At 66.3% G+C, this 23,447-nt stretch carries 19 protein-coding genes; 6 read left to right on the forward strand and 13 right to left on the reverse strand.

Going from position 1 to position 23,447, the window contains the following annotated elements; all coding sequences use genetic code 11:
- Positions 1-300: 300 nt before the first annotated feature.
- Positions 301-1,770 carry a membrane-bound lytic murein transglycosylase MltF gene (mltF, locus tag ACA097_RS07190; protein ID WP_371369391.1) on the forward strand — a complete coding sequence of 490 codons (1,470 nt, stop codon included), beginning with the start codon at positions 301-303 and terminating at the stop codon, positions 1,768-1,770.
- Between the two features lie 166 nt (positions 1,771-1,936).
- On the opposite strand, the gene tadA is transcribed toward mltF, so the two are convergent.
- The 4 genes from tadA to guaB all read right to left on the reverse strand — a co-directional run bounded on the left by tadA (position 1,937) and on the right by guaB (position 7,118).
- The gene (tadA, locus tag ACA097_RS07195) at positions 1,937-2,455 is read right to left on the reverse strand and encodes a tRNA adenosine(34) deaminase TadA (RefSeq protein WP_043256952.1); all 519 of its coding nucleotides are present in this window, start codon (positions 2,453-2,455) and stop codon (positions 1,937-1,939) included.
- Positions 2,443-3,834 carry a multicopper oxidase family protein gene (locus ACA097_RS07200; RefSeq protein WP_371369393.1) on the reverse strand — a complete coding sequence of 464 codons (1,392 nt, stop codon included), beginning with the start codon at positions 3,832-3,834 and terminating at the stop codon, positions 2,443-2,445. Before ACA097_RS07200 ends, tadA begins: the two co-directional genes overlap by 13 nt.
- Positions 3,835-3,991: 157 nt before the next feature.
- Positions 3,992-5,569, reverse strand: coding sequence for a glutamine-hydrolyzing GMP synthase (guaA, locus tag ACA097_RS07205; protein WP_043249631.1), 1,578 nt, complete (start codon positions 5,567-5,569; stop codon positions 3,992-3,994).
- A gap of 79 nt (positions 5,570-5,648) precedes the next feature.
- Positions 5,649-7,118: an IMP dehydrogenase gene (gene guaB, locus ACA097_RS07210; RefSeq protein ID WP_043249628.1), complete on the reverse strand. Its 1,470-nt coding sequence runs from the start codon at positions 7,116-7,118 to the stop codon at positions 5,649-5,651.
- A gap of 136 nt (positions 7,119-7,254) precedes the next feature.
- On the opposite strand from guaB, the gene xseA reads away from it, so the two are divergent.
- The 3 genes from xseA (at position 7,255) to ACA097_RS07225 (ending at position 10,322) form a co-directional block, all read left to right on the forward strand.
- Positions 7,255-8,634 carry an exodeoxyribonuclease VII large subunit gene (xseA, locus tag ACA097_RS07215; protein WP_371369396.1) on the forward strand — a complete coding sequence of 460 codons (1,380 nt, stop codon included), beginning with the start codon at positions 7,255-7,257 and terminating at the stop codon, positions 8,632-8,634.
- A 5-nt stretch (positions 8,635-8,639) separates the two neighbouring features.
- Complete coding sequence (locus ACA097_RS07220; RefSeq protein ID WP_043249624.1) at positions 8,640-9,389, forward strand: M15 family metallopeptidase; 750 nt, start codon at positions 8,640-8,642, stop codon at positions 9,387-9,389.
- Positions 9,390-9,485: 96 nt separating this feature from the next.
- On the forward strand, positions 9,486-10,322 hold the full coding sequence (locus ACA097_RS07225) for a M23 family metallopeptidase (RefSeq protein WP_043249623.1): 837 nt from the start codon (positions 9,486-9,488) through the stop codon (positions 10,320-10,322).
- Between the two features lie 31 nt (positions 10,323-10,353).
- On the opposite strand, the gene ACA097_RS07230 is transcribed toward ACA097_RS07225, so the two are convergent.
- From ACA097_RS07230 to ACA097_RS07245, 4 genes are all read right to left on the reverse strand, one after another.
- A complete protein-coding gene (locus ACA097_RS07230; RefSeq protein ID WP_043249621.1) occupies positions 10,354-10,854 on the reverse strand; it encodes a copper chaperone PCu(A)C in 501 nt (166 codons plus the stop codon).
- Positions 10,855-10,979: 125 nt separating this feature from the next.
- A complete protein-coding gene (locus tag ACA097_RS07235) occupies positions 10,980-12,347 on the reverse strand; it encodes a PepSY domain-containing protein (RefSeq protein WP_043249619.1) in 1,368 nt (455 codons plus the stop codon).
- A 52-nt stretch (positions 12,348-12,399) separates the two neighbouring features.
- Positions 12,400-14,508: a TonB-dependent copper receptor gene (locus ACA097_RS07240; RefSeq protein ID WP_371369399.1), complete on the reverse strand. Its 2,109-nt coding sequence runs from the start codon at positions 14,506-14,508 to the stop codon at positions 12,400-12,402.
- Positions 14,509-14,617: 109 nt separating this feature from the next.
- The gene (locus tag ACA097_RS07245; RefSeq protein ID WP_371369401.1) at positions 14,618-15,019 is read right to left on the reverse strand and encodes a DUF2946 domain-containing protein; all 402 of its coding nucleotides are present in this window, start codon (positions 15,017-15,019) and stop codon (positions 14,618-14,620) included.
- 415 nt (positions 15,020-15,434) lie between these two features.
- Between ACA097_RS07245 and leuA the strand changes: the two genes are divergently transcribed.
- Positions 15,435-17,105, forward strand: a complete 1,671-nt coding sequence (gene leuA, locus ACA097_RS07250; RefSeq protein WP_371369403.1) for a 2-isopropylmalate synthase — start codon at positions 15,435-15,437, stop codon at positions 17,103-17,105.
- Between the two features lie 118 nt (positions 17,106-17,223).
- Here leuA and ACA097_RS07255 read toward each other — a convergent pair whose 3' ends face one another.
- Both ACA097_RS07255 and dapA read right to left on the reverse strand, forming a co-directional pair.
- On the reverse strand, positions 17,224-17,559 hold the full coding sequence (locus tag ACA097_RS07255) for a DUF5629 family protein (RefSeq protein WP_371369405.1): 336 nt from the start codon (positions 17,557-17,559) through the stop codon (positions 17,224-17,226).
- 64 nt (positions 17,560-17,623) lie between these two features.
- On the reverse strand, positions 17,624-18,490 hold the full coding sequence (gene dapA / locus ACA097_RS07260; RefSeq protein ID WP_371369407.1) for a 4-hydroxy-tetrahydrodipicolinate synthase: 867 nt from the start codon (positions 18,488-18,490) through the stop codon (positions 17,624-17,626).
- 340 nt (positions 18,491-18,830) lie between these two features.
- Between dapA and ACA097_RS07265 the strand changes: the two genes are divergently transcribed.
- On the forward strand, positions 18,831-19,784 hold the full coding sequence (locus tag ACA097_RS07265) for an aldo/keto reductase (RefSeq protein WP_371369409.1): 954 nt from the start codon (positions 18,831-18,833) through the stop codon (positions 19,782-19,784).
- Between the two features lie 77 nt (positions 19,785-19,861).
- On the opposite strand, the gene ACA097_RS07270 is transcribed toward ACA097_RS07265, so the two are convergent.
- The 3 genes from ACA097_RS07270 to der form a co-directional block, all read right to left on the reverse strand.
- Entirely contained in the window at positions 19,862-20,656 is a 795-nt protein-coding gene (locus ACA097_RS07270; RefSeq protein WP_371369411.1) for an amidohydrolase, read from the reverse strand.
- On the reverse strand, positions 20,644-21,792 hold the full coding sequence (locus tag ACA097_RS07275) for a pyridoxal phosphate-dependent aminotransferase (protein ID WP_371369413.1): 1,149 nt from the start codon (positions 21,790-21,792) through the stop codon (positions 20,644-20,646). Before ACA097_RS07275 ends, ACA097_RS07270 begins: the two co-directional genes overlap by 13 nt.
- 157 nt (positions 21,793-21,949) lie before the next feature.
- A complete protein-coding gene (der, locus tag ACA097_RS07280) occupies positions 21,950-23,437 on the reverse strand; it encodes a ribosome biogenesis GTPase Der (RefSeq protein ID WP_160285953.1) in 1,488 nt (495 codons plus the stop codon).
- Positions 23,438-23,447: the final 10 nt, after the last annotated feature.

Consider the following 23,447-nt stretch of genomic DNA (forward strand, 5'->3'; position numbering starts at 1 on the left):
CTCTGGAGACAGGGGAAATCGCAGAGCCGGGAGGGCCGGCCCGCAGAGGCCGTGCATTCTACCGTAAAGCGAGGGCCGGCGGCACCCGCAGCTCGGCTGATCACACCCCCTTTCGGCCATTTCTCGTGCAGCGACCGCCAGCGATCTTCGAAGGGCTTCGAGGATGGCGCCCGAGCACGCGCCAGAGCCCCGTCGGTGGCGCACTGCGCGAATCCGCGTGCGCCGGGAAGCCGACGGCTAGCAGAGATGCCCCGGACTGTCCAGATATTGGGCCGGGTAACCTTGTCGTATACTGCGTCGATGTTTGCCCACAACGTGTCCCGCGCGCGCTCCGCCGTATGGATCCTGGCGACCTTTATCTTTCTGCTGCTCTCCGGCTGTAGCGAGGCGAAAACGCCTACGGTCCTGGAGAAGGTGCAGAAGGACGGTGTGCTGCGCGTGATCACCCGCAACAGCCCTGCCACCTACTTCCAGGATCGCAATGGCGAGACCGGCTTCGAATACGAGCTGGCCAAGCGCTTCGCCGATCGCCTGGGCGTGAAGCTGGAAATCCAGACCGCCGACAACCTCGAAGACCTCTACGCCAAGCTCGGCAAGGCCGGCGGTTCCGACCTGGCTGCCGCCGGCCTGACACCGGGTGGCGAGTACGCCGGGCAAGTGCGTTTCTCGCACGCCTACCTCGACGTCACCCCGCAGGTCATCTACCGCAATGGCGCGCCGCGCCCGACCCGCCCGGAAGACCTCGTCGGCAAGCGCATCGTCGTGCTCAAGGGCAGCAGTCACGCCGCACAACTCGCCGAACTGAAGAAGCGCTACCCGAAGCTGGACTACAAGGAGTCCGACGCCGACGAGATCGTCGACCTGCTCGGCCAGGTGGACTCCGGCGACATCGACCTGACCCTGGTCGACTCCAACGAACTGGCGATGAACCAGGTCTACTTCCCCAACATTCGCGTCGCCTTCGACCTCGGCGACACCCGCGGCCTGGCCTGGGCCCTGCCGGGCGGCGACGACAGCAGCCTGTACGACGAGGTCAACAAGTTCCTCGACCAGGCCAAGCAGGACGGCACCCTGCAGCACCTGAAGGATCGCTACTACGGCCACGTCGACGTGCTCGGTTACGTCGGTGCCTATACCTTCGCCCAGCACCTGCAGCAACGCCTGCCGCGCTACGAGCAGCCGTTCCGGCAGATCGCCCAGAGCCTGCAGATGGACTGGCGCCTGCTCGCCGCCATCGGCTACCAGGAGTCCATGTGGCAGCCCGACGCCACCTCCAAGACCGGCGTGCGCGGCCTGATGATGCTGACCAACCGCACCGCGCAGGCCATGGGCGTGTCCAACCGTCTCGACCCGAAACAGAGCATCCAGGGCGGCGGCAAGTATTTCGACCAGATTCGCGACGAGCTGCCGGATAGCATCAAGGAACCGGACCGCACCTGGTTCGCCCTCGCCGCCTACAACATCGGCGGTGCGCACCTGGACGACGCGCGCAAGCTGGCCCAGCAGGAAGGCCTGAACCCGGACAAGTGGCTGGATGTAAAGAAGATGCTGCCGCGCCTGGGACAGAAGCAGTGGTACCGCAAGACCCGCTACGGCTATGCACGCGGCGGCGAAACCGTGCACTTCGTGCAGAACATCCGCCGCTACTACGACATCCTGACCTGGGTGACCCAGCCGCAGATGGAAGGCGGCCAGCTCGCCGAGAGCGGCCTGCACCTGCCGGGGGTGAACAAGACCCGGCCGAACGAGAATCCCGACGAGAAGCTCTGACGCGCTTCGTACGGATCAAACGGACAATCATGACTTTCCGTAGGAGCGGACCTTGTCCGCGACTCGCGCGCATGGCGCGCCCCTACAGGGAGAGATCGGCGCGGAGATTTTCGCGGATGAGATCCGCTCCTACGCTGCTTCCGGAGAGCCAGAAGACACCGAGCGTTCAGCCCTTGCGCCGCGCCTTGAAGAAGGCCGAGAGCATCGCACTGCACTCCTCCGCCAGCACGCCACCTTCCACCAGAACCTTGTGGTTGAGGAAGTCCTGGGCGAAGAACGCGCCGCGACTGATCACCACTCCCGACTTGGGCTCGGTGGCCGCGTAGACCAGGCGCTGGATGCGCGCGTGCACCAGCAGGCCCGCGCACATGCTGCACGGCTCCAGGGTCACGTAGAGCGTACTGCCGGGAAGCCGGTAGTTGCCGGCCGCCGTGGACGCCTCGCGGATAGCCACCATCTCGGCGTGGGCGCTCGGGTCGTGCGCGGTGATCGGCTGGTTGAAGCCGCGGCCGATGATCTGCCCGTCCAGCACCAGCACCGCGCCTACCGGCACCTCACCCAGCGCCGCGCCCTGCTCCGCCAGGCGCATGGCCTCGCGCATGAACTCGCGGTCGCGACTGCGATCGATCACCGGGACCAATCCCTTCACCGTCGGGTGGCCCTTGCTGTTGGTCAGCCGCACCAGGCATCTCCTACGGCGATGGTGCCCATCAAGCCGGTCTCCATGTGATCGATGACGTGGCAGTGGAACATCCACAGCCCCGGGTTATCCGCCACCAGCGCCACGCGGGCGGTCTCGTTCTTGCCCAGCAGGTAGGTGTCGCTGTAGTACGGGATGATCTTGCGCCGGTTGGAGTCCAGCACCTTGAAGGTCATGCCGTGCAGGTGGATCGGGTGCTGGTACTGGGTCATGTTGCGCAGGGTGAAGATGTAGCTCTTGCCGAGCTCCAGCTTAGCCAGCGGCGGACCACTGTGCTTGTGCTCTTCGCCGCCCTGCCAGGCTACGCCGTTGATCTGCCACAGCGACGGGGCCTGCTGACCCTGCGAATAATCGGTCATGGCGCCGACCCACTCGAACTTGAAGTTGATGGTCTCGGCCTTCTCCAGGTCCGGCTCGCTTACCGGGTTGGCCGGCAGCGCGGCCGGCCAGTCGGCGGAACCGGCCTTGGTCGGCTCGACGCCACGGATGGTCGCCAGGCGCACCACGCCATCGCGCATCGACAGTTCCTGGCCAGCCGCCGGACCACGGATCGCCAGCTCCAGGCGCATCCCCGGGCCGATCCAGTACTGGTCGACGAAGTCGCGCGGCTCGACCGGGTGGCCGTCGATGGCGTAGATCTTCGCCTCGCAACCCGGCAGGTTCAGGCGGTAGGTCACGGTGTTGTCGAGGTTCAGCAGGCGCAAGCGGGTGACCTGCCCGGCCGGCAGCTCGATTACCGGCGTGGCCACGCCATTGATGGTCGACAGGCTGCCGCGGGTGCCTTCGCGAGCGGCCTCGCGCGGCACGCTGAACGGGGTGAAGGCGCCCTGCTCGTCCACGTGCCAGGTCTTCAGGCAGAGGATCTTTTCCTGGGTGAAGCCGCTCGGCTCGCGCTCGTCGATGATCAGCGGGCCGACCAGGCCACGGCCGAGCTGCTCGCTGCTCATCAGGTGCGGGTGATACCAGTAGCTGCCGGCGTCCGGGGTCTTGAACTGGTAGATGAAGCTCTGCCCCGGCGGGATCGGCGGCTGCGAGATGTAGGGCACGCCGTCCATCTCGATCGGCAGGCGGATGCCGTGCCAGTGGATGGTGGTCGGCTGATCCAGCTTGTTGGTGAAGCGCACGCGCAGCCAGTCGCCCTGGCGACCGCGGATCTCGAAGCCGGGGAAGCGGTGGCCGTAGACCAGCGCCGGCGTCTGGTGGCCGGGCACCAGTTCCAGGTCCATGGGAGCAGCGATCAGCTCGTAGTCGTGCTCGGCGGCCACTTGCGGGCGCGCCAGCCAGATGCGCGCGCCACCGGCGCCGAGGCCGACCACGGCGAGGCCGGCGATGCCGCCAAGAACTTGTCTGCGGGTAAAGCCCATGTAATCCCCCGGAAAAAGCCACTGCATGGAAATGATAGATTTTCTCATTTTCATCCACGCAAGGCGAGCCACGGAATGCCGCAGCCGATCGGCACCAGATGCGACAAGGGCAGCCAAAGCTGCCCTTGTCGTCGAGAGGTCCGCTAACGCGGCCCCATCATTCCCACTCGATGGTCGCCGGCGGTTTGCTCGACACGTCGTAGGTGACGCGGGAGATGCCTTCGATCTCGTTGATGATGCGGTTGCTGACCTTCTCCAGCAGCTCGTAGGGCAGGTGCGCCCAGCGTGCGGTCATGAAGTCGATGGTCTCCACTGCGCGCAGGGCCACGACCCAGGCGTAGCGACGGCCGTCACCGACCACGCCGACCGATTTCACCGGCTGGAAGACCACGAAGGCCTGGCTGGTCTTGTGGTACCAGTCGAAGTTGCGCAGTTCTTCGATGAAGATGTGGTCCGCGCGACGCAGCAGGTCGGCGTATTCCTTCTTCACTTCGCCGAGGATGCGCACGCCCAGGCCCGGGCCCGGGAACGGGTGGCGGTAGACCATGTCGTAGGGCAGGCCCAGCTCCAGGCCGATCTTGCGGACTTCGTCCTTGAACAGCTCGCGCAGCGGCTCGACCAGTTCGAACTGCATGTCTTCGGGCAGGCCGCCGACGTTGTGGTGCGACTTGATCACGTGGGCCTTGCCGGTCTTGGCGCCCGCCGACTCGATCACGTCCGGGTAGATGGTGCCCTGGGCGAGGAACTTCACGTCCTGCAGCTTGGTGGCTTCCTCGTCGAAGACCTCGATGAAGGTCTTGCCGATGATCTTGCGCTTCTGCTCCGGGTCGGCGACGCCGGCCAGGCGGCCGAGGAACTTCTCTTCGGCATTGGCGCGGATCACCTTGACGCCCATGTTCTCGGCGAACATGGCCATCACCTGGTCGCCTTCGTGCAGGCGCAGCAGGCCGTTGTCGACGAACACGCAGGTCAGCTGGTCGCCGATGGCCTTGTGCAGCAGGGCCGCGACCACCGAGGAGTCGACGCCGCCGGACAGGCCCAGCAGCACCTTGGAAGTACCGACCTGGGCACGGACAGTGGCGATGGCATCGTTGACGATGTTCGACGGGGTCCACAGCGCTTCGCAGCCGCAGATTTCCAGGATGAAGCGCGAGAGGATGCGGCCGCCCTGCTTGGTGTGGGTCACTTCCGGGTGGAACTGCACGCCGTAGTAGGCGCGGCTGTCGTCAGCCATGGCGGCGATCGGGCAGCTCGGGGTGCTGGCCAGGATATGGAAGCCGGCCGGCATCGAGGTGACCTTGTCGCCGTGGCTCATCCACACGTCGAGGCCGAGCACGCCGTCGTCATCCACGTGATCCTCGATGCCGTCGAGCAGGCGTGCCTTGCCGACTACGTCGACGCGGGCGTAGCCGAACTCGCGCAGGTCCGAACCCTGCACCTTGCCGCCCAGCTGCTCGGCCATGGTCTGCATGCCGTAGCAGATGCCGAACAGCGGCACATTCAGGTCGAACACGGCCTGCGGCGCGCGCGGGCTGTCCTGCTCGTGCACCGACTCCGGGCCGCCGGCCAGGATGATGCCGCGCGGGGCGAAGGCGCGGATGTCGTCGTTGCTCATGTCGAACGGGTGGATTTCGCAGTACACGCCGATCTCGCGAACGCGGCGGGCGATCAGCTGGGTGTACTGGGAGCCGAAGTCCAGGATCAGGATCCGGTGAGCGTGAATGTCTTGGGCCATGGCCGTCTCTCGTAGCGGAATTCTCAAACGACACGGGGCTGTATCAAGCAGCCCCGTGTCGAACTCATTACCGAAACCCTCAACCTACTCGGTAGTTCGGGGCTTCCTTGGTGATCTGCACGTCATGCACATGGGACTCGGCCATGCCGGCGCCGGTGATCCGCACGAACTGCGGCTTGGTGCGCATGTCCTGGATGTCGGCGCTGCCGGTGTAGCCCATGGCGGCGCGCAGGCCACCCATCAGCTGGTGAACGATGGCAGTCAGCTGGCCCTTGTACGGCACGCGACCTTCGATGCCTTCGGGCACCAGCTTCTCGGCGCCGGCGGAGGCATCCTGGAAGTAGCGGTCGGAGGAACCGGTCGAACCGGCCATGGCGCCCAGGGAGCCCATACCACGGTAGGACTTGTAGGAACGGCCCTGGAACAGCTCGATTTCGCCCGGCGCTTCTTCGGTACCGGCGAACATGGAGCCCATCATCACGCAGTAGGCGCCAGCCACCATGGCCTTGGCCAGGTCGCCGGAGAAGCGGATGCCGCCGTCGGCGATCAGCGGAACGCCGGTGCCTTCGAGCGCAGCGGCGACGTTGGCGATGGCGGAAATCTGCGGTACGCCCACGCCAGCGACGATACGGGTGGTGCAGATGGAGCCCGGGCCGATGCCGACCTTCACGGCGTCAGCGCCCGCTTCGGCCAGCGCCTTGGCGGCTTCTCCGGTAGCGATGTTGCCGCCGATGACCTGCACCTGCGGGAAGTTTTCCTTCACCCAGCGAACGCGGTCGATGACACCCTTGGAGTGGCCGTGGGCGGTGTCGACGACAACCACGTCAACGCCTGCGGCTACCAGCGCGGCTACGCGCTCGCCGGTGTCGGCGCCGGTGCCGACGGCTGCGCCGACGCGCAGGCGGCCCAGGTCGTCCTTGGACGCCAGCGGGTAGGTCTTGGCCTTCTCGATGTCACGGAAGGTCACCAGGCCAGTGAGGCGGAATTTGTCGTCGACGATCAGCATCTTCTCGATGCGGTTCTCGTAGAGCGCGGCCTTGATTTCTTCCAGCGCGGTGCCTTCGCGGGCGGTGACCAGCTTTTCCTTGGGAGTCATGATCGCGGAGACGCTGTCGCCGACGTTCGGCTTAACGCGCAGGTCGCGGCCGGTGACGATGCCGACCAGCTCGCCCTCTTCCACCACCGGGAAGCCGGAGAAGCCGTATTCGCGGGCGATCTGCAGCAGCTCGATGATCTTGGTCGAGGGGGTCACGGTGACCGGGTCGCGAACGATGGCGGTCTCGTGCTTCTTGACCTTGCGGACTTCGGCAGCCTGCTGCTCGATGCTCATGTTCTTGTGGATGATGCCGATGCCGCCTTCCTGCGCCATGGCGATGGCCAGGCGGGACTCGGTCACGGTATCCATGGCGGCGGAGACCAGCGGAATGTTCAGTTCGATGCCGCGAGTCAGACGGGTCTTCAGGCTCACGTCCTTGGGCAGAACTTCGGAATATCCGGGGATCAGGAGGACGTCGTCGAACGTCAGGGCTTCTTGACTGATGCGCAGCATGGCGGGGGCTCCCACGCGGGAAAATGGAAGCGCGGCATTATATCCCAGTTTGACGCTCGGGCTCAACGCGCCCGACCGCTGGAATGGCGGGTTGCGTGCTGGCCCTCGACAACGCCCGGGCTTATCATCCAGCGCCATGTTCAAAGACCCTTTCCAACGGCTCGGCCTCGACCGCGAGGTGCTGACCGTCAGCCAGCTCAACCAGCGCGCCCGCCAGCTCCTGGAGGACGTGTTCCCGCAGGTGTGGGTCGAAGGCGAGATCTCCAACCTCGCCCGCCCGGCTTCCGGCCACCTCTATTTCACCTTGAAGGACAGCAACGCCCAGGTGCGCTGCGCGCTGTTCCGGCAGAACGCCCTGCGCGTGCGCCAGGCGCTGCGCGACGGCCTGGCGGTGAAGGTGCGCGGCAAGGTCTCGCTGTTCGAGGGCCGCGGCGACTACCAATTGATCGCCGACGCCGTCGAACCCGCCGGCGACGGCGCCCTGCGCCTGGCCTTCGAGGCACTTAAAGAGAAGCTGGCCGCCGAGGGGCTGTTCTCCCCGGAACGCAAGCGCCCGCTGCCGGCCCATCCGCAGCGCATCGGCATCGTCAGTTCGCCCACCGGCGCAGTGATCCGCGACATCATCAGCGTGTTCCGCCGCCGCGCGCCCCAGGTCGAGCTGACCCTCGTGCCCACCGCCGTGCAGGGCCGCGAAGCCACCGCGCAAATCGTCCGCGCCCTGAAGCTGGCCGACGCCAAGGGCTTCGACGCCATCATCCTGGCCCGGGGCGGCGGTTCGCTGGAGGACCTCTGGTGCTTCAACGAAGAAGCCGTGGCCCGCGCCATCGCCGCCTGCGCCACGCCGGTGGTCAGCGCGGTGGGGCATGAAACCGATGTATCCATCGCCGATTTCGTCGCCGATGTCCGCGCGCCCACGCCTTCGGCCGCCGCCGAACTGCTGGCGCCGCATACCGGCGACCTGCAGCAGCGCCTGGACGGCCTGCGCCGCCGCCTGATCCTGCGCATCCAGGACCGCCTGACCCGCGAGCGCCTGCGCCTGGAAGGCACCGCCCGGCGCCTGCGCCACCCCGGCGAGCGCCTGCGCCAGCAGGCCCAGCGCCTGGACGACCTGGACATGCGCCTGCGCCGCGCCTTCGAGCGCCAGCTGCAAGTCCGCAACGAACGCCTGGCCCGCCTGCAGACCCGCCTTCAGGCCCAGCACCCCGGCCGCGCCCTGGCGCTGCTGCGGCAAAAGCTGGACAGCCTGGCCGCACGCCTGCCCCATGCCACCCGCGCGATCCTCCGCGAGCGCCGCCAGCGTCTCGACGGCCTGGCGCAGAACCTGCACATCGTCAGCCCGCTGGCAACCCTCGGGCGCGGCTACAGCATCCTCCTCGACGAACGCGGCCAGGCGGTGCGCCGCGCCTCCCAGGCCCAACCGGGTCAGCGCCTGAAGGCGAAGCTCGGCGAGGGCGAACTGGACGTGCGCGTGGAAGACAACCACCAGACGCCCGTCACCCTCTCCCTGCTGGACTGACCGCCGTGACCGACCTGCTCGCCGCCATCCCCGAAGCGCCGGAGCCCGATTGGGCCACGGCCTTCCGCATGCCCATCGTCGAATGCGGCGAGCCCATGGAAGCGCTGGGCACCAGCCAGGGCTTCCTGGTCTGGCCGGCCTACCATCGCCTGGGCATCCCCAATGCGCTGCCCGAATGCCACGCCCGCGCCGGCGTGTTCGCGCGCCTGCTGCAGGCGGCGAAGCTGCTGCCCGACGGCCTGCGCCTGGTGGTGCTGGATGCCTGGCGGCCCTTCGCCGTCCAGCAGCATCTCTACGACACCCTCTACGACATCCTCCGCCAGCACGAACCGAACGCCGATCCGGCCGAACTGACCCGTCGCACCCGCGAGTTCGTCGCCCCGCCGAGCACCCGCGCCGAAGCGCCGAGCCCGCACCTGACCGGCGGCGCCGTGGACATCAGCCTCTGCGATCAAGACGGCCGCTGGCTCGATATGGGCAGCCTGTTCGACGAAGCGACCCCGCGCTCCTACACCCGGCATTACGAAGACGCCACCGACGGCCACGGCCGCGCCATCCGCGACCGCCGCCGGCTGTTGTTCAACGTCATGCGCGAAGTCGGCTTCAGCAACCTGTCCAGCGAATGGTGGCACTACGACTACGGCGACCAGCTGTGGGCCTGGCACACCGGCGCGCCAGCGGCGATCTACGGCCCGGCGCAGGTTCCATCGCTGGAGCAACTGTGGCGCCAGCAACTGCACAACCTGCGACCGTAGGAGCGGATCTCATCCGCGAATCGCGGACAAGGTCCGCTCCTACAAGAGCACGCGCAGGTCTCTTCACTCACCCGCTCATCCAATACGGACAACCCCATGCTCCGCGCCTTCTGCCTCCTCGCCGCCACCCTCCTCGCCCTGCCCGTCCATGCCGAAGGCTTCATCAGCCGCACCCTGAACAAACCGGTGCCCGGCGGCGTGGCCGTGATTCAGCTGGGTAACGAAGGCCCGGCGCCGACCGCGCGCTACCAGGGCAAGCCTGTGTTGGTGGTAAAGGAAGAGGGGCGTGACTGGATCGCCATCGTCGGCATCCCGCTGACGACCAAGCCGGGCCAGCAGCAGGTTCAGGTGCAGCAAGCCGGTCAGGCGCGCGCCCTACCCTTCACGATTGGCAGCAAGCATTACCGTGAGCAGCGCATCACCCTGAAGAACACCCGCCAGGTCAATCCGCTGCCCGAGGACCTGGCGCGGATCAACCGCGAGCTGGCCGAACAGACCGCCGCCTACCGCAGCTTCAGCCCTGGCACGCCGAGCAACCTGGTGCTCGACAAGCCAGTAAACGGCCCGCTTTCGAGCCCCTTCGGCCTGCGCCGCTTCTTCAATGGCGAAGAACGCAACCCGCACTCCGGGCTGGACTTCGCCGTACCCGCCGGCACGCCGATCAAGACGCCGGCCGCGGGCAAGGTCATCCTGATCGGCAACTACTTCTTCAACGGCAACACCGTGTTCGTCGACCACGGCCAGGGCTTCATCAGCATGTTCTGCCACATGTCGAAAATCGACGTGCGCCTGGGCCAGCAGCTCGCCCGCGGCGACGTGGTCGGCCGCGTCGGCGCCACCGGCCGCGCCACCGGGCCGCACATGCACTGGAACGTCAGCCTCAACGACGCCCGCGTCGACCCGGCGATCTTCATCGGCGCCTTCAAGCCCTGAACAGCGCCCGGCGACGCTCGAAATCGACGAGTCAGTTCATCTTCATGCCCGGCATGTCGGACATATCGTGGTCGTCATGCTCGGCAGCGCCCGGTGCCTGCTTCTGGACCTCGACCTCGACCTTCACGTCGCCGGCCTTCTGGAAATGCAGGGTCACCGGGAAACGCTCTCCGTCGGCCAGCGGCTTCTTCAGGCCGAACAGCATCAGGTGGTAGTGGCCGGGTGCGAAGGTCAGGGTGCCGCCGGCGGGAATGTCCACGCCTTCGACCTTTTGCATCTTCATCATGCCGTCCTTCATCACGTGCTCGTGCACTTCGGCACTGGCAGCGCGCTCGGTGTCGGCACCGACCAGGCGATCGGCGGACTTGCCGTGGTTGTGCACGACGAAATAGGCCGCGCCGTTTGCCGAGACGGCCGGCAGCAGCAGCGACCAGGGATGTTCGATCTCGAGGTCGCCAGCCTTGTACTCGTGGGCCAGAAGCGGAGCGGAGAAGGACAGCAGGGCCGCGAAGGCCAGCAGGGTTTTGCGCATGGTGGAAACTCCTAGCAGTCTCATGGGCCGACCGGCAAGAGGACCGGCGGCAACGTCGAGGGCCCGGGCAGCATAGCCGCTCCGCGCCCCCACTCAAGCCGGCGACAGGGCCGCCGGCGCACAACTCAATCGAAGGCCTGGCGCCCACTAGCCAGGCGCGAAAGCACCAGCCAGTCGAAGCCCCAGACCAGCAGCAGCGACGCGCCTACCAGGGGGAAGGCAATGCCCAGCAGCACCACGATGCCCAGGCCAACCTTCCACACCGGCAAGGCATGCGGCAGCGGAGGCACGCCCAGGCGCCCGGCCGGCTTGCGCAGCCACCACAACCACAGGCCGCTGGCGGCGCTGAACAGGATCATCAGGCAGACGGCGAGCATCAGCAGCTGGTTGGCCAGGCCGAACATCTTGCCCTCGTGCAGCATCACGCCTGTCTCGACGCTGCGTGCCACGAGGCCGTAGTCCTTCCAGCGCACGTCGGCGAGGACCTTGCCGCTGTACTGGTCGACATGCAGGGTGGCGTCGTTGCGCGGGTCGTCGGCAAACACCGAAACGGTGAATACGCCCTCCTCGCCTTTGGGCAGGCTGATGCTGTAGCCCGGCGTCACCCCACGCTCGCGAGCGATGTCGACTACCTGCTGCAAGCCAATCTGCGGCGCGGCCATCGAGCCACCCGCCATATGTCCGGCGTGCTCGGCATGGGCGCCGGAAACCGGCATCGGCGTGTTCTCCATGGCCCAGGGCACGGTCTGCCGGTGCGCTTCGTTGAGCGAACGTGCCTGCACGTCGGACTTGGGCACGTCGTTCCACATCGCCGCCGGGAAGCGGTTCCAGACATCGGCGAAGGACTCGCCCCAGTAGCCGGTCCAGGTCATCCCCGAGAGCAGCATGAACAGCAGCAAAGCCGCCCCCCAGAAGCCGGTGACCGCATGCAGCTCGCGCCACCAGCCACGCCCACGCTGCTCGCGGTTGGGGACCAGCACGCCACGCTTGCCGCGCCCGCGCGGCCACCACAGGTAGACGCCCGACACCACCAGGACGATGCCCCAGCCGGCGGCCAGTTCGATCAGGCGGTCGCCGACGGTGCCGATCATCAACTCACCGTGCAGCGCCCGGGCGATAGCCTGCAGGTTGTAGTGGGCATCCTGGCTGCCGAGCAGCTCGCCGCTGTAGGGGTTCACGAACAGATTGGTTTCGCGACCGTCAAGACTGGCGACGAACTGCGCGCTGCTTTCGGCCGTCGCCGGCGGCAGGTACTTGCTGACCGCCGCCTGCGGCAACGCCTGGTGCAGCCGCGCCAGTTGCTCGTCGGCGCTTAGCACCTGTGCCGCTGGCTGCACCTCGAGCAGATCGCGGTACATCAAAACGTCGAGCTGCGGCTTGAACAGATAGATGATCCCGGTGAACGCCAGCAGGATCATGAAGGGCGCGACGAACAATCCCGCATAGAAATGCCAACGCCAGGCCAGGTTGTAGAAATCCACGGTCTTTTTCATGTGTCGTTGTCTCCACGCAAGACCGCACCCGCCGGAGCGGGCGCGGCGGGCCTTAGAAGCTGAAGTCCACTTTGGTCCAGTAGGTGCGACCCGGTTCGTTGATCGCCTTGTCGCCGGGGAAGCCGAAACCGGCGTCGCCCGCCAGGTTGAGGTGCTCGGCGTAGGCCTTGTCGAAGAGGTTGTCGATGCCGGTGCTGACCTTGAAGTTCTTGCTCAGCTTGTAGGCGCCATTGAGCGAGAACACGCCGAAGCCGCCGGTCTTGTCGAAGTCCTGGCCGACCACGTTGCCCTCGCCGATGGCCACGCGGTTCTGCGCCGCCACCAGGCGCCACAGCCCGCCAACGCTCCACAGGTCGCGCTCGTAGGTCAGCCCCAGGCGCGCCTCCAGCGGCGGCATCTGCGGCAGGGCGCGACCGTCGGTGGTGTTCTTGCCCCAGGCGTACGCCAGGGTGGCGTCGGTCTTCCAGTTCGCGTCCAGGCGGTAGCTGGTACCCAGCTCGCCGCCCATGATCCGCGCGTTCACGTTGCGCGCCTGGGTGCTGCTCATGCCCATCATGTCGGTGTCGTAATCGAACAGGATGAAGTCATGCACCACGCCGGCGTAGGCCGATACCCAGGCCTGCAGCTTGCCGTCGTCGTACTGCGCGCCGACGTCCAACTGGGTGGTCTTCTCCGGCTTGATGGCATCGAAGGCGTTGACCGAGCCGCTCGGCCCGCTGCTCGGCGAGAACAGTTCCCAGTAGTCGGGGAAGCGCTCGACGTAACCGAGGCCGGCGTACAGCGTGGTCGGCGAATCGGCCAGGTCGTGCTCGTAGCGGGCGAAGGCGCTGGGCAGGGTGTCGCTGCGGGTATCGCCGGCAGTCGGGTTGGGCATGCTCATCGACATGCTGCTGAGGGTCTGCCGGTAGTCCTTGGCATCCGCGCGGTCGAGGCGCGCACCGCTGATCACCCGGCTGCGCTCGGCGGCGTACCAGGTCAGCTCGGCGAAGGCGCCGTAGTCGTGCATCACCGCGTCCTTGGTCCAGGGGAAGGCGTCGGTGTCGGTGAGGGTGTCGGTCATCATGTCGTAGCTGGAGTTGCGCTCGCGGTGTTCGCTGCGCATGGCGTCGACGCCGGTCACCAACTGGTAGTCGGACCATTCCAGGGTCGCCGCCACCCGGCCGCCGACGGTGCGCCGGTCGACTTCCGAGGCCATCGGCATGGGCATCATGCTGCTCGGGTCGGGGGTGCGCAGGCGGAAGTTGTCCATGATGTGGTCGGCGTAGTTGTAGTAGACCTGCGCCTCGAGCTTCTGGAACACCTCGCTGATGTTGCGCTTCTCGAAGCGCAGGCCGAGGCTCTCGCGCTTGAACTGAGAGCCGTCCATGCCGCGCCCGGCGTAGCGTGCCTCCCCGTTACCCTTGCCGGCGGTCAGCTCGACCAGGGTGTCGGCATCCGGGGTCCAGCCGGCGGCGACGTCGCCGTTCCACTTGTCCCAGCGAGAGGGCACGGTATCGCCGTTGCCGTCCTTGTAGTCGTCGGCCTGGGCCTGGTTGCCGACCACCCGCAGGTAGCCCTGGGGACCGCCAACGGCACCATCGATGACTTTGTCGAAGCGGCCGTTGGAGCCAGCCAGGACGCTGCCGTTCAGGCGGCTGCCCAGTTCGCCGAAATGCTCGGGCTCACGGTCGAAGCGCACGGTACCAGCCGAGGCGCCGGGGCCCCATATGACAGTTTCCGGGCCCTTGACCACGGTCAGCTTGTCGAAGGTTTCCGGTGCGATGTAGGAGCTGGGCGCGTCCATGCGGAACGGGCAAGCGCCGATCATCAGCCCGCCATTGGTGCGCAGGTTCAGGCGCGAGCCGAACATGCCGCGCAGCACCGGATCGCCATTGGTGCCGCCATTTCTGATGGCGGAGAAGCCGGGAATGGTCTTCAGGTAGTCGGTGCCGTCGCTAGCCGGCACTGGCTGCCGCGCTTCCTTGGGGTTGGTGACGATGGTCAGCGGCGAGCTCTGCTGCACAGCGGTGATGACCGCGGGCTCCAGCTCGATGATCGAGTGGTAGGCGTGCGGATCGCTGTCGGCAGCCGACGCAAAGGGGCCGAAGCCGGCGGCAGTGAGTGCGCAAAGAGCGCGCAGGCTCGCGGGGCGAGCACGCCCACGCAGGAAAAGGTTGGACATGTGCATTCCATGATCGATGACGAAGTTCTTCCGGCCACGCGCACGTCGAGCGCGCACGCAGGAGACGTGCTCCGGCGCGCGGCGAGCGGGCGGTGGCAGTGAGGGTCGGTCAGGCGGTCATGGACGGTGGCGCGCGCGAACGCGCGCCGGGGAACACCGGCGAGGCGGGAATCGGATGTTCGATGACGACCTGGGGTGCTGGCGCGGCGCCGGGCAGGTCGGCGGGGAGGAACAGCTGCGGCGCATCGAGCACCGGGCTGTGGATCAGCAGGCCGCAATAGCCGCACTTCTCCATGAAGCCCGCCGCCGGCTTGGGCATGACGGATTCATGGTGACCGCTGCGCGCCTGGTCGGAGCAGGCCATCTCGTCCATGCCGGCCATGGCCGGCATGACGTGGTCCATCGGCATCGACTGCGACACCAGCGGGCCGAGATGGATCATCAGCATGGCGAAGAACGCCAGCCAGATGGCCATGCCGGAGCGCTGGGAATGTCGTTTGCGGTCGATCACGAAGGGTCCTTGGGGCTGGTTGTCGCAGCCAGGCGGCGTTTTACTCCGGTCGATGGCGAGGTGCAATTCGCTGATGGCCGAATGCCCCTGCGGCATGAAGCCGCAGAATGCAGTAAAGCAGAGTTTTCCTAGGGCAATTTCTTGCGACCAAATCGGAATCGAATTACATAAAATCGCGCAAAATCAAAAATAGAGACGATTCCTGCCAATTTTTAGACAATGCTTGCCACGAACATCCGACAGCACTAGGGTGGGCGCTATGAAAACTGCACATACCCTCATCCTGCTTCGCCAACACGCCTGCCTGCGCCTGGTCAGTCCGCGACTGCGTGGCTGAAACCTTCGCGTCGTTTCATCTCTTCATCTACTCGCGCTCGCACAGGCCGGTTGGCCAGGAAGTCCAAGGAATCCGCTCATGACCATGCTCAAAGACCCGTCGAAGAAATACCGTCCGTTCACCCCGATCACCCTGCCCGACCGTACCTGGCCGGACAAGGTCATCGACAAGGCGCCGATCTGGCTGTCCACCGACCTGCGTGACGGCAACCAGTCGCTGATCGAGCCGATGGACGCCGAGAAGAAGATGCGTTTCTTCAAGTGCCTGGTACAGGTTGGCCTGAAGGAAATCGAAGTGGGCTTCCCGTCCGCCTCGCAGACCGACTTCGACTTCGTCCGCGAGCTGATCGAAGGCGGCCACATCCCCGACGACGTCACCATCCAGGTGCTGACCCAGGCCCGTGACGACCTCATCGAGCGCACCTTCGAGTCGCTGAAGGGCGCCAAGCGCGCCATCGTCCACTACTACAACGCCTGCGCACCGAGCTTCCGCAAGATCGTCTTCAACCAGGACAAGGCCGGCGTGAAAGCCATCGCCGTGGCCGCCGGCAAGACCATCAAGCGCCTGGCCGACGCCGCGCCGGAAACCCAGTGGGGCTTCGAGTACTCGCCGGAAGTCTTCAGCTCGACCGAGACCGACTTCGCCGTCGAGGTGTGCAACGCAGTGATCGACGTGTTCCAGCCGACCCCGGCCAACCGCCTGATCCTCAACCTGCCCGCCACCATCGAGTGCGCCACCCCGAACAACTACGCCGACCAGATCGAGTGGTTCGGCCGCCACATCGACAAGCGCGACAGCGTGCTGCTCAGCCTGCACACCCACAATGACCGTGGCACCGGTGTAGCCGCTTCGGAACTGGCGCTGATGGCCGGCGCCGACCGCGTCGAAGGCTGCCTGTTCGGCAACGGCGAGCGCACCGGCAACCTCTGCCTGGTGACCATGGCGCTGAACATGTACACCCAGGGCATCGACCCGCAGCTGGACTTCTCCGACATCGACGCCGTGCGCAAGGTGGTCGAAGAGTGCAACCAGATTCCGGTGCACCCGCGTCACCCGTACGTCGGCGACCTGGTCCACACCGCCTTCTCCGGCTCGCACCAGGACGCCATCCGCAAGGGCTTCGCCCAGCAGAAGGACGATGCCGTGTGGGAAGTGCCGTACCTGCCGATCGACCCGGCCGACATCGGCCGCAGCTACGAAGCGGTGATCCGCGTGAACAGCCAGTCAGGCAAGGGCGGCATCACCTTCCTGCTCGAACAGGAGTACGGCATCAGCCTGCCGCGCCGCATGCAGATCGAGTTCAGCCAGGTCGTGCAGAACGAGACCGATCGCCTGGGCCTGGAGATGACCGCCGAGCAGATCTACGCGCTGCTGGAAGCCGAATACCTGCAAGTCGTCGCGCCCTTCGCGCTGAAGAACTACCGCCTGCAGGAAGAAAACGGCATCTGCGCCATCGACATCGACGTGGTGCACAAGGGTGAACAGCACCGCTGGCACGGCAAGGGCAAGGGCACCCTGGAAGCACTGGTCGCTGCGCTGCCGGTCGACGTCGAGATCATGGACTACAACGAGCACGCCATCGGCGCCGGCACCACCGCGCGCGCCGCAGCCTACATCGAGCTGCGCGTCGAAGGCGGCCGCTCGCTGCACGGCATCGGCATCGACGAAAACATCACCACCGCCAGCTTCCGCGCCCTGTTCAGCGCGCTGAACCGCGCGGTGACGCTGGGCCACGCCAAGGCGGCGTAAGCCCGCTCCTACCGCAGTCCCCCTCGCCCCGGGCAGTTCGCTGTCCGGGGCTGTTTTTTTGCAGGATCGAAATCAGGCAGCGCCTGCGGGACGATCCCTCGGCCCTGCTTCAAACTGCTCAGTCATCCTCGCCGCTGGCCGAATGGGCCCCAAGGCAGCACAGGCGGTGCTCCTGCTCGCCCTGCAGCAGGATCCAACTGTCGTCTTCGGCCTGATGCTGCGCTTCCATCACCTCGTTGTAGGTGAACTGCCATTGGCGGCGATCGCGCCCGTCGACGACCTCCACGCGCAATACCACCTCTTCGCTGGCGAAGGGCTCGTCCGCATCGGCTGCGGCTTCGGCGCGGTCGAGCAGCGCCTCGTCGAGCTCGAACTGCCAGGCGTGCAGGCCGTCGATCAGCAGCATGTCGGCCATTTCGAGCTGGTCGAGCAGGTAGAGGGTGTGGTCGGTCATGGTCGTGCTCCGCTTGAGAAGGCCGCCATGATAGGCCAAAGCCATGACGGCGGCGCCTTTCCCGTCAATCGGCCAGTGCGGCCAGCACCCCGCGCAGCCGCTCCAGGGTCGCCGGCGCGCAACGCTGCATGGGCTCGCGTAGCTCGTCACCGATCCAGCCCTGCAATGCCAGCGCCGCCTTCACCGCCGCCGGATTGGGCTCGGCGAAGGCCGCCTGCATCCACGGCAGCAGGCGATAGAAGGTGCGCCGTGCGCCGGGCAGATCGCCCTCCTCCACCTGCCGTTGCATGTGCACGTAAAGGTCGGCACGTACATGCGCCGAAGCGGAAATCGCCCCCGCGCCGCCCAGGCAGAGGTTGCCGAAGATCTGCACGTCCTCGCCGGCAAGCACCTCGACATTGCCGTCGGCGATCAGCGTCATGGTGGTTTCCGCATCGCCGCCACAATCCTTGATCGCCGCAATGCGCGGATGCCGGACGATGCGCCGCAGGGTTTCACGCTCGATGCGTACGCCGGTGCGATAGGGAATGTCGTAGAGCACCACGGGAACCGTGGAAGCATCGGCGACCTGGCGGAAGAAGGACTCCAGCCCCTGCTGCGACGGTCGGATGTAATACGGCGCCGGCACGAGGACACCGGCCAGCGGACGCTGCTGGACCTCCTGCTGAAAGGCCAGCAGCTCGCGCAGGTTGTTGCCGGCCAGGCCCATGATCACTTGCTGCGACGGCACCCATTGCAGCACCGCGTCGAGCACGGCGAGCTGCTCGGCATGGCTCAGCGCTGCGGCCTCGCCGGTGGTGCCGCAGACCACGAAGCCGGCGACGCCGTCCTCCAGCAACTTGCCGACCAGCGCCTGCAATGCGGCGAAGTCGATTTCCCCGGCCCGGAACGGCGTTACCAGGGCTACCCAGATTCCACGAAACGACGACATGCGAAAACTCCTTGTGGCTGACCGTCTGGTCGCCGTCAGGGAGGGTGCGGGAATCATGCGGGGGGAAGTGTTCGACCTTGCGCTTGTCCTGTCAGCCCATCTGACGGGACAGCACGCCCCGGTCAAATGAGCGACTGTTTCTTCGATTTCTTGGCAACGGCGACGCACGCGCAGGCCGGGGCGAAGGAGCCCGGAAGCGGCAGCGAGTGGTCGAGGGAGAAGGACATGGAAAGCCCGTTGCGTGAAAGAGGCCCGATAGTGCGCAACGTAGGAAGAGTCTGTCAACAATGTCTGAAGGTCTATGCTGGATCGACCACTACGCAGTAGGGAGGAACGACAGGTGAACCTTCGCGAACTGGGCCGCTCCGGGCTGGCCATTCCACCGCTGGTGTTCGGCGGCAACGTATTCGGCTGGACCGCCGACGAAGCCACGTCCTTCCGACTGCTCGACGCCCTGCACGAAGCCGGGCTGACTTGCATCGACACCGCCGACGTCTACTCGCGCTGGGTCCCCGGCCATGCCGGCGGCGAGTCGGAAGCCCTGATCGGCAAATGGCTGAAGAAAACCGGCAAGCGCAAGGACATGATCCTCGCCACCAAGGTCGGCATGGACATGGGCAACGGCTTCAAGGGCCTCGCCCCCGCCTACATCGAACAGGCTGTCGAGCGCTCGTTGCAGCGCCTGCAGACCGACTACATCGACCTCTACCAAGCCCACTGCGACGACGCGCATACCCCGCTCGAGGAAACCCTGGACGCCTTCGCCAACCTGGCGCAGAAGGGCAAGGTGCGGGTGATAGGCGCCTCCAACTACGATGCCCGCCGCCTGCGCGAGGCGAAGACCATCGCCGACCAACTGGGCGCGCCCTGCTACCAATCCCTGCAGCCGAACTACAACCTCTACGACCGCGCCGACTACGAGACGCGCCTGGAACCGGTGGTGCAGGAACTGGGAATCGGCGTGATCTGCTATTACGCCCTGGCCGGCGGTTTCCTCAGCGGCAAGTACCGCAGCCGCGAGGACCTGGACAAGAGCGCGGCGCGCGCCGACAAGGTCAAGGGCTACCTGAACGAACGCGGTGTAACCCTGCTGGCAGCCCTGGACGAAGTAGCCGAGGAATACGACGCCACACCGGCCCAGGTATCCCTCGCCTGGTTGATCGCCCGCCCAAGCATCACCGCCCCCATCGCCAGCGCCTCGAATCTTGACCAACTGCCGGACCTGATCGCGGCGACGCGGCTGAAACTGAGCCTGGAGGATATCCACAGGCTGGATGCGGCGAGCGCCTATTGAAACGGCAGTTCGCGGGCAAGCTCGCTCCTACGAAAAGCGGGATATCCCTGCAGGAACGAGCTTGCTCGCGAACCAGCTCAGGGCTCGATGACGAAACGGTCCGCGTCGAGATAGGCCGGGAAGCGCTCGCGGTAGGCGGCCAGCGCTTGCGCCGAAAGGCTGGCGTGGAACACGCCATCGGCCGCGCCGGGTTCCAGCAGGTAGTCGCCCTGGAAGTCGAGCACCTGGCTATCGCCGGAATAGGCGTGGCCCTTGCCGTCTTCACCAACGCGGTTCACCGCCGCGACGTAGCACAGGTTCTCGATGGCCCTGGCCGGCAGCAGGCGGTTCCAGTGCAGGCGGCGGGCCGCCGGCCAGTTCGCCGTGTACAGCAGCAAGTCGGTGCCCTGGGCATCGCGGCTCCAGGCCGGGAAGCGCAGGTCGTAGCAGATCAGCGGGCGCACCCGCCAACCCTTGCACTCGAACAGCACCTGGGTTTCTCCGGCGCTGTAGTGTTTGTGTTCGCCGGCCATGCGGAACAGGTGGCGCTTGTCGTAGTGCAGGATCTCGCCATCCGGGCGCGCCCAGAGCAGGCGGTTGCGATGGCTGCCGTCTGCAGCGCGGACGATCACGCTGCCGGTCACTACCGCATCCAGGCGTGCGGCCTGTTCGCGCAGCCAGGAGTAGGTCTCGCCCTCCTCCGCCTCGGCCAGTGCCTCGGAGTCCATGGAAAAGCCGGTGGTGAACATCTCCGGCAGGATCACCAGGTCGGCGCCACGCGCCTGCTCCAGCAACGCGGCGAAGTGCGCGCGGTTGGCTGGCGCGTCGTGCCAGGCCAGGGTGGTCTGGACCAGGGCCAGCTTCAGGTCGGGCAGTTGCTTCAGATCGCGCATAGCTTCTCCGCCGCCTGGCGCAGCGTCTCCTCTTTCTTGGCGAAGCAGAAGCGCACCAGGCGCATGTCTGCCGGGGCCTGCTGGTAGAACACCGAGACCGGAATCGCCGCCACGCCATGTTCGCGGGTCAGCCATTCGGCCATGGCCACGTCGTCCAGATCCGGGCGGATCGCCGAATAGTCGACCACCTGGAAGTAGGTGCCGGCGGCGCGCTGGAACTGGAAGCGCGAGCCGCCCAGCAGGTCGCAGAACAGGTCGCGCTTGGCCTGGTAGAAGCCCGGCAGCTCGCGCAGGTGCTCGGGGTGCGCCGCCATGAAGTCGGCCAGCGCATATTGCAGCGGCGTCACGCCGCAGAAGTTCACGTACTGGTGGATCTTGCGCAGCTCGCTGGTCAGCGCCGGCGGCGCCACCACGTAGCCGGTCTTCCAGCCGGTGACGTGGTAGGTCTTGCCGAAGGAGCTGATGACGAAGGCGCGCGGGTACAGCTCGTCATGAGCCAGCACGCTTGCGTGCTGCACGCCGTCGTAGATCAGGTGTTCGTAGACCTCGTCGCTGATGACGTAGATCTCGCGGTCGCGGATCAGCGCCGCCAGGCGGTCCAGGTCGGCGCGGTCAATCAGCGCGCCACTGGGGTTGTGCGGGCTGTTGAGGAAGATCACGCGGGTGCGCGGGGTGATGGCGTCGGCCAGGCGCTGCCAGTCGATGCGGAACTCCGGCAGGCTCAGGGCGACGTGCACGCAGCGGCCGCCAGCCAGTTCCACCGAGGGCTCGTAACTGTCGTAGCAAGGGTCAAGGACGATGGCTTCGTCGCCCGGGCGGATCAGCGCCTGTACCGCGCAGAAGATCGCCTCGGTCGCGCCGGGGGTGATGGTCACCTCGGTGTCAGCGCTGACAGTGCGGCCATAGAAGCTCGCGACCTTGGCCGCCACCTGCTCGCGCAGCGCCGGCAGGCCGGTCATCGGACAGTACTGGTTGTGTCCAGCCATGACGTGCCGCCCTACCGCTTCGCGCAGTGCGGCAGGACCGTCGAAGTCGGGGAAGCCCTGGGACAGGTTGAGCGCACCGCACTCGGCGGCGAGCTGCGACATGCGGGTGAAGATGGTGGTGCCGACGTTGGGCAGTTTGCTGGTGAGCATGGCGGAGGGCTGCAGGCAAAGAGGGTTGCCTAGCTTAAAGCCCGACGCCTGAAGCGGGAAGCAGCCCCATCCTATCGGTCACACGCCGGTAGGATGGGGTGAGCGAACCCAGCATGGGTTTCGTGCCTCAACCCATCCTACGAGAAGAGGGGGCGCGTTACTTGCGCTTGTCCTTCTTCTTCTTCTCGGCCTTCTTGTGGTGCGACATCAGGCGGCGCTTCTTGTTGACCTGGCGATCGGTGAGCTGGGTCTTCTTGCCCTCGAACGGGTTGTCGCCGCCCTTGTACTCGATGCGGATCGGCGTGCCGACCAGCTTCAGCACACGACGGTAGGTCTTCTCCAGGTAACGGGTGTAGGCCTTGGGCACCGCCTCCACCTGGTTGCCGTGGATCACGATCAACGGCGGGTTGGCGCCGCCCAGGTGGGCGTAGCGCAGCTTGATGCGGCGGCCATTGACCATCGGCGGCTGGTGCGTCTGCACCGCGTCCTCGAGGATCTGCGTCAGCTTGCTGGTCGGCCAGCGGGTCACGGCGGAGCGGAACGATTCCTGCACCGACTTGTACAGGTGGCCCACGCCGGTGCCGTGCAGCGCCGAGATGAAATGGATGTCGGCGAAGTCGGCGAACAGCAGGCGACGCTCGAGCTCGGTCTTCACGTACTCGCGCTCGCCCGACTCCATGCCATCCCACTTGTTCAGCGCGATGACCAGCGCGCGGCCGGTCTCCAGCACGAAGCCGAGCAGGTTGAGGTCGTGCTCGACCACGCCTTCGCGGGCGTCCATGACGAAGATCACCACGTTGGCGTCCTGGATCGCCTGCAGGGTCTTCACCACCGAGAACTTCTCGACCGCCTCGAAGATCTTGCCGCGGCGACGTACGCCGGCGGTGTCGATCAGGGTGTACTTCTCTTCGTTGCGCTCGAAGGGGATGTAGATGCTGTCGCGGGTGGTGCCGGCCTGGTCATAGACGATCACCCGCTCCTCGCCGAGCATGCGGTTGACCAGCGTCGACTTGCCGACGTTGGGGCGGCCGATGATGGCGATCTTGATGCCGTCTTTCTCGCTCGGGCCGGGGATGCGCTTGGCTTCCTCGCCCTCGGCGACTTCTTCCAACTCGCTCGGCAGGTCGTTGTCTTCCGGCGCCTCGGGCTCGGGAGCGAACATGTCGCCCAGGGCTTCCTGCAGCATCTGGGTGATGCCGCGGCCATGGGCGGCGGCGATCGGGATCGCATGGCCAAGGCCCAGCGGGCTGAACTCGGCGCGGGCGATGTCCGGATCGACGGTGTCGACCTTGTTCGCCACCAGGAAGCTGCGCTTGTTCCGCTTGCGCAGGTGCTCGGCAATCATCTGGTCGGCGGCGGTGAGGCCCGCGCGGGAGTCGACCATGAACAGGACGGCATCGGCCTCTTCGATGGCCTGCAGCGACTGCTCGGCCATCTTGGCGTCGATGCCCTCTTCGTCACCGGAGATACCACCGGTATCGATGACGATGAACTTCTTGCCCTGCCACTTGGCCTCGCCGTATTGGCGGTCGCGGGTCAGACCGGCGTACTCGGCGACGATGGCGTCACGGGTACGGGTCAGGCGGTTGAACAGGGTGGACTTGCCGACGTTCGGGCGGCCCACCAGGGCGATTACGGGAACCATGCGGCTCTCC

It is taken from the genome of Pseudomonas sp. QL9 (genome assembly GCF_041409665.1).
Lineage (GTDB): Bacteria > Pseudomonadota > Gammaproteobacteria > Pseudomonadales > Pseudomonadaceae > Pseudomonas > Pseudomonas knackmussii.

Bases quoted from the DNA above. Each gene is read 5' to 3' on its own strand.
- ACA097_RS07200 (WP_371369393.1), bottom strand. From the start codon at position 3,834: ATGGGCTTTACCCGCAGACAAGTTCTTGGCGGCATCGCCGGCCTCGCC.
- mltF (WP_371369391.1), top strand. From the start codon at position 301: ATGTTTGCCCACAACGTGTCCCGCGCGCGCTCCGCCGTATGGATCCTG.
- ACA097_RS07235 (WP_043249619.1), bottom strand. From the start codon at position 12,347: ATGAAAAAGACCGTGGATTTCTACAACCTGGCCTGGCGTTGGCATTTC.
- ACA097_RS07225 (WP_043249623.1), top strand. From the start codon at position 9,486: ATGCTCCGCGCCTTCTGCCTCCTCGCCGCCACCCTCCTCGCCCTGCCC.
- ACA097_RS07255 (WP_371369405.1), bottom strand. From the start codon at position 17,559: ATGACCGACCACACCCTCTACCTGCTCGACCAGCTCGAAATGGCCGAC.
- guaA (WP_043249631.1), bottom strand. From the start codon at position 5,569: ATGGCCCAAGACATTCACGCTCACCGGATCCTGATCCTGGACTTCGGC.
- dapA (WP_371369407.1), bottom strand. From the start codon at position 18,490: ATGTCGTCGTTTCGTGGAATCTGGGTAGCCCTGGTAACGCCGTTCCGG.
- ACA097_RS07275 (WP_371369413.1), bottom strand. From the start codon at position 21,792: ATGCTCACCAGCAAACTGCCCAACGTCGGCACCACCATCTTCACCCGC.
- ACA097_RS07230 (WP_043249621.1), bottom strand. From the start codon at position 10,854: ATGCGCAAAACCCTGCTGGCCTTCGCGGCCCTGCTGTCCTTCTCCGCT.
- leuA (WP_371369403.1), top strand. From the start codon at position 15,435: ATGACCATGCTCAAAGACCCGTCGAAGAAATACCGTCCGTTCACCCCG.
- ACA097_RS07240 (WP_371369399.1), bottom strand. From the start codon at position 14,508: ATGTCCAACCTTTTCCTGCGTGGGCGTGCTCGCCCCGCGAGCCTGCGC.
- ACA097_RS07270 (WP_371369411.1), bottom strand. From the start codon at position 20,656: ATGCGCGATCTGAAGCAACTGCCCGACCTGAAGCTGGCCCTGGTCCAG.
- der (WP_160285953.1), bottom strand. From the start codon at position 23,437: ATGGTTCCCGTAATCGCCCTGGTGGGCCGCCCGAACGTCGGCAAGTCC.
- xseA (WP_371369396.1), top strand. From the start codon at position 7,255: ATGTTCAAAGACCCTTTCCAACGGCTCGGCCTCGACCGCGAGGTGCTG.
- guaB (WP_043249628.1), bottom strand. From the start codon at position 7,118: ATGCTGCGCATCAGTCAAGAAGCCCTGACGTTCGACGACGTCCTCCTG.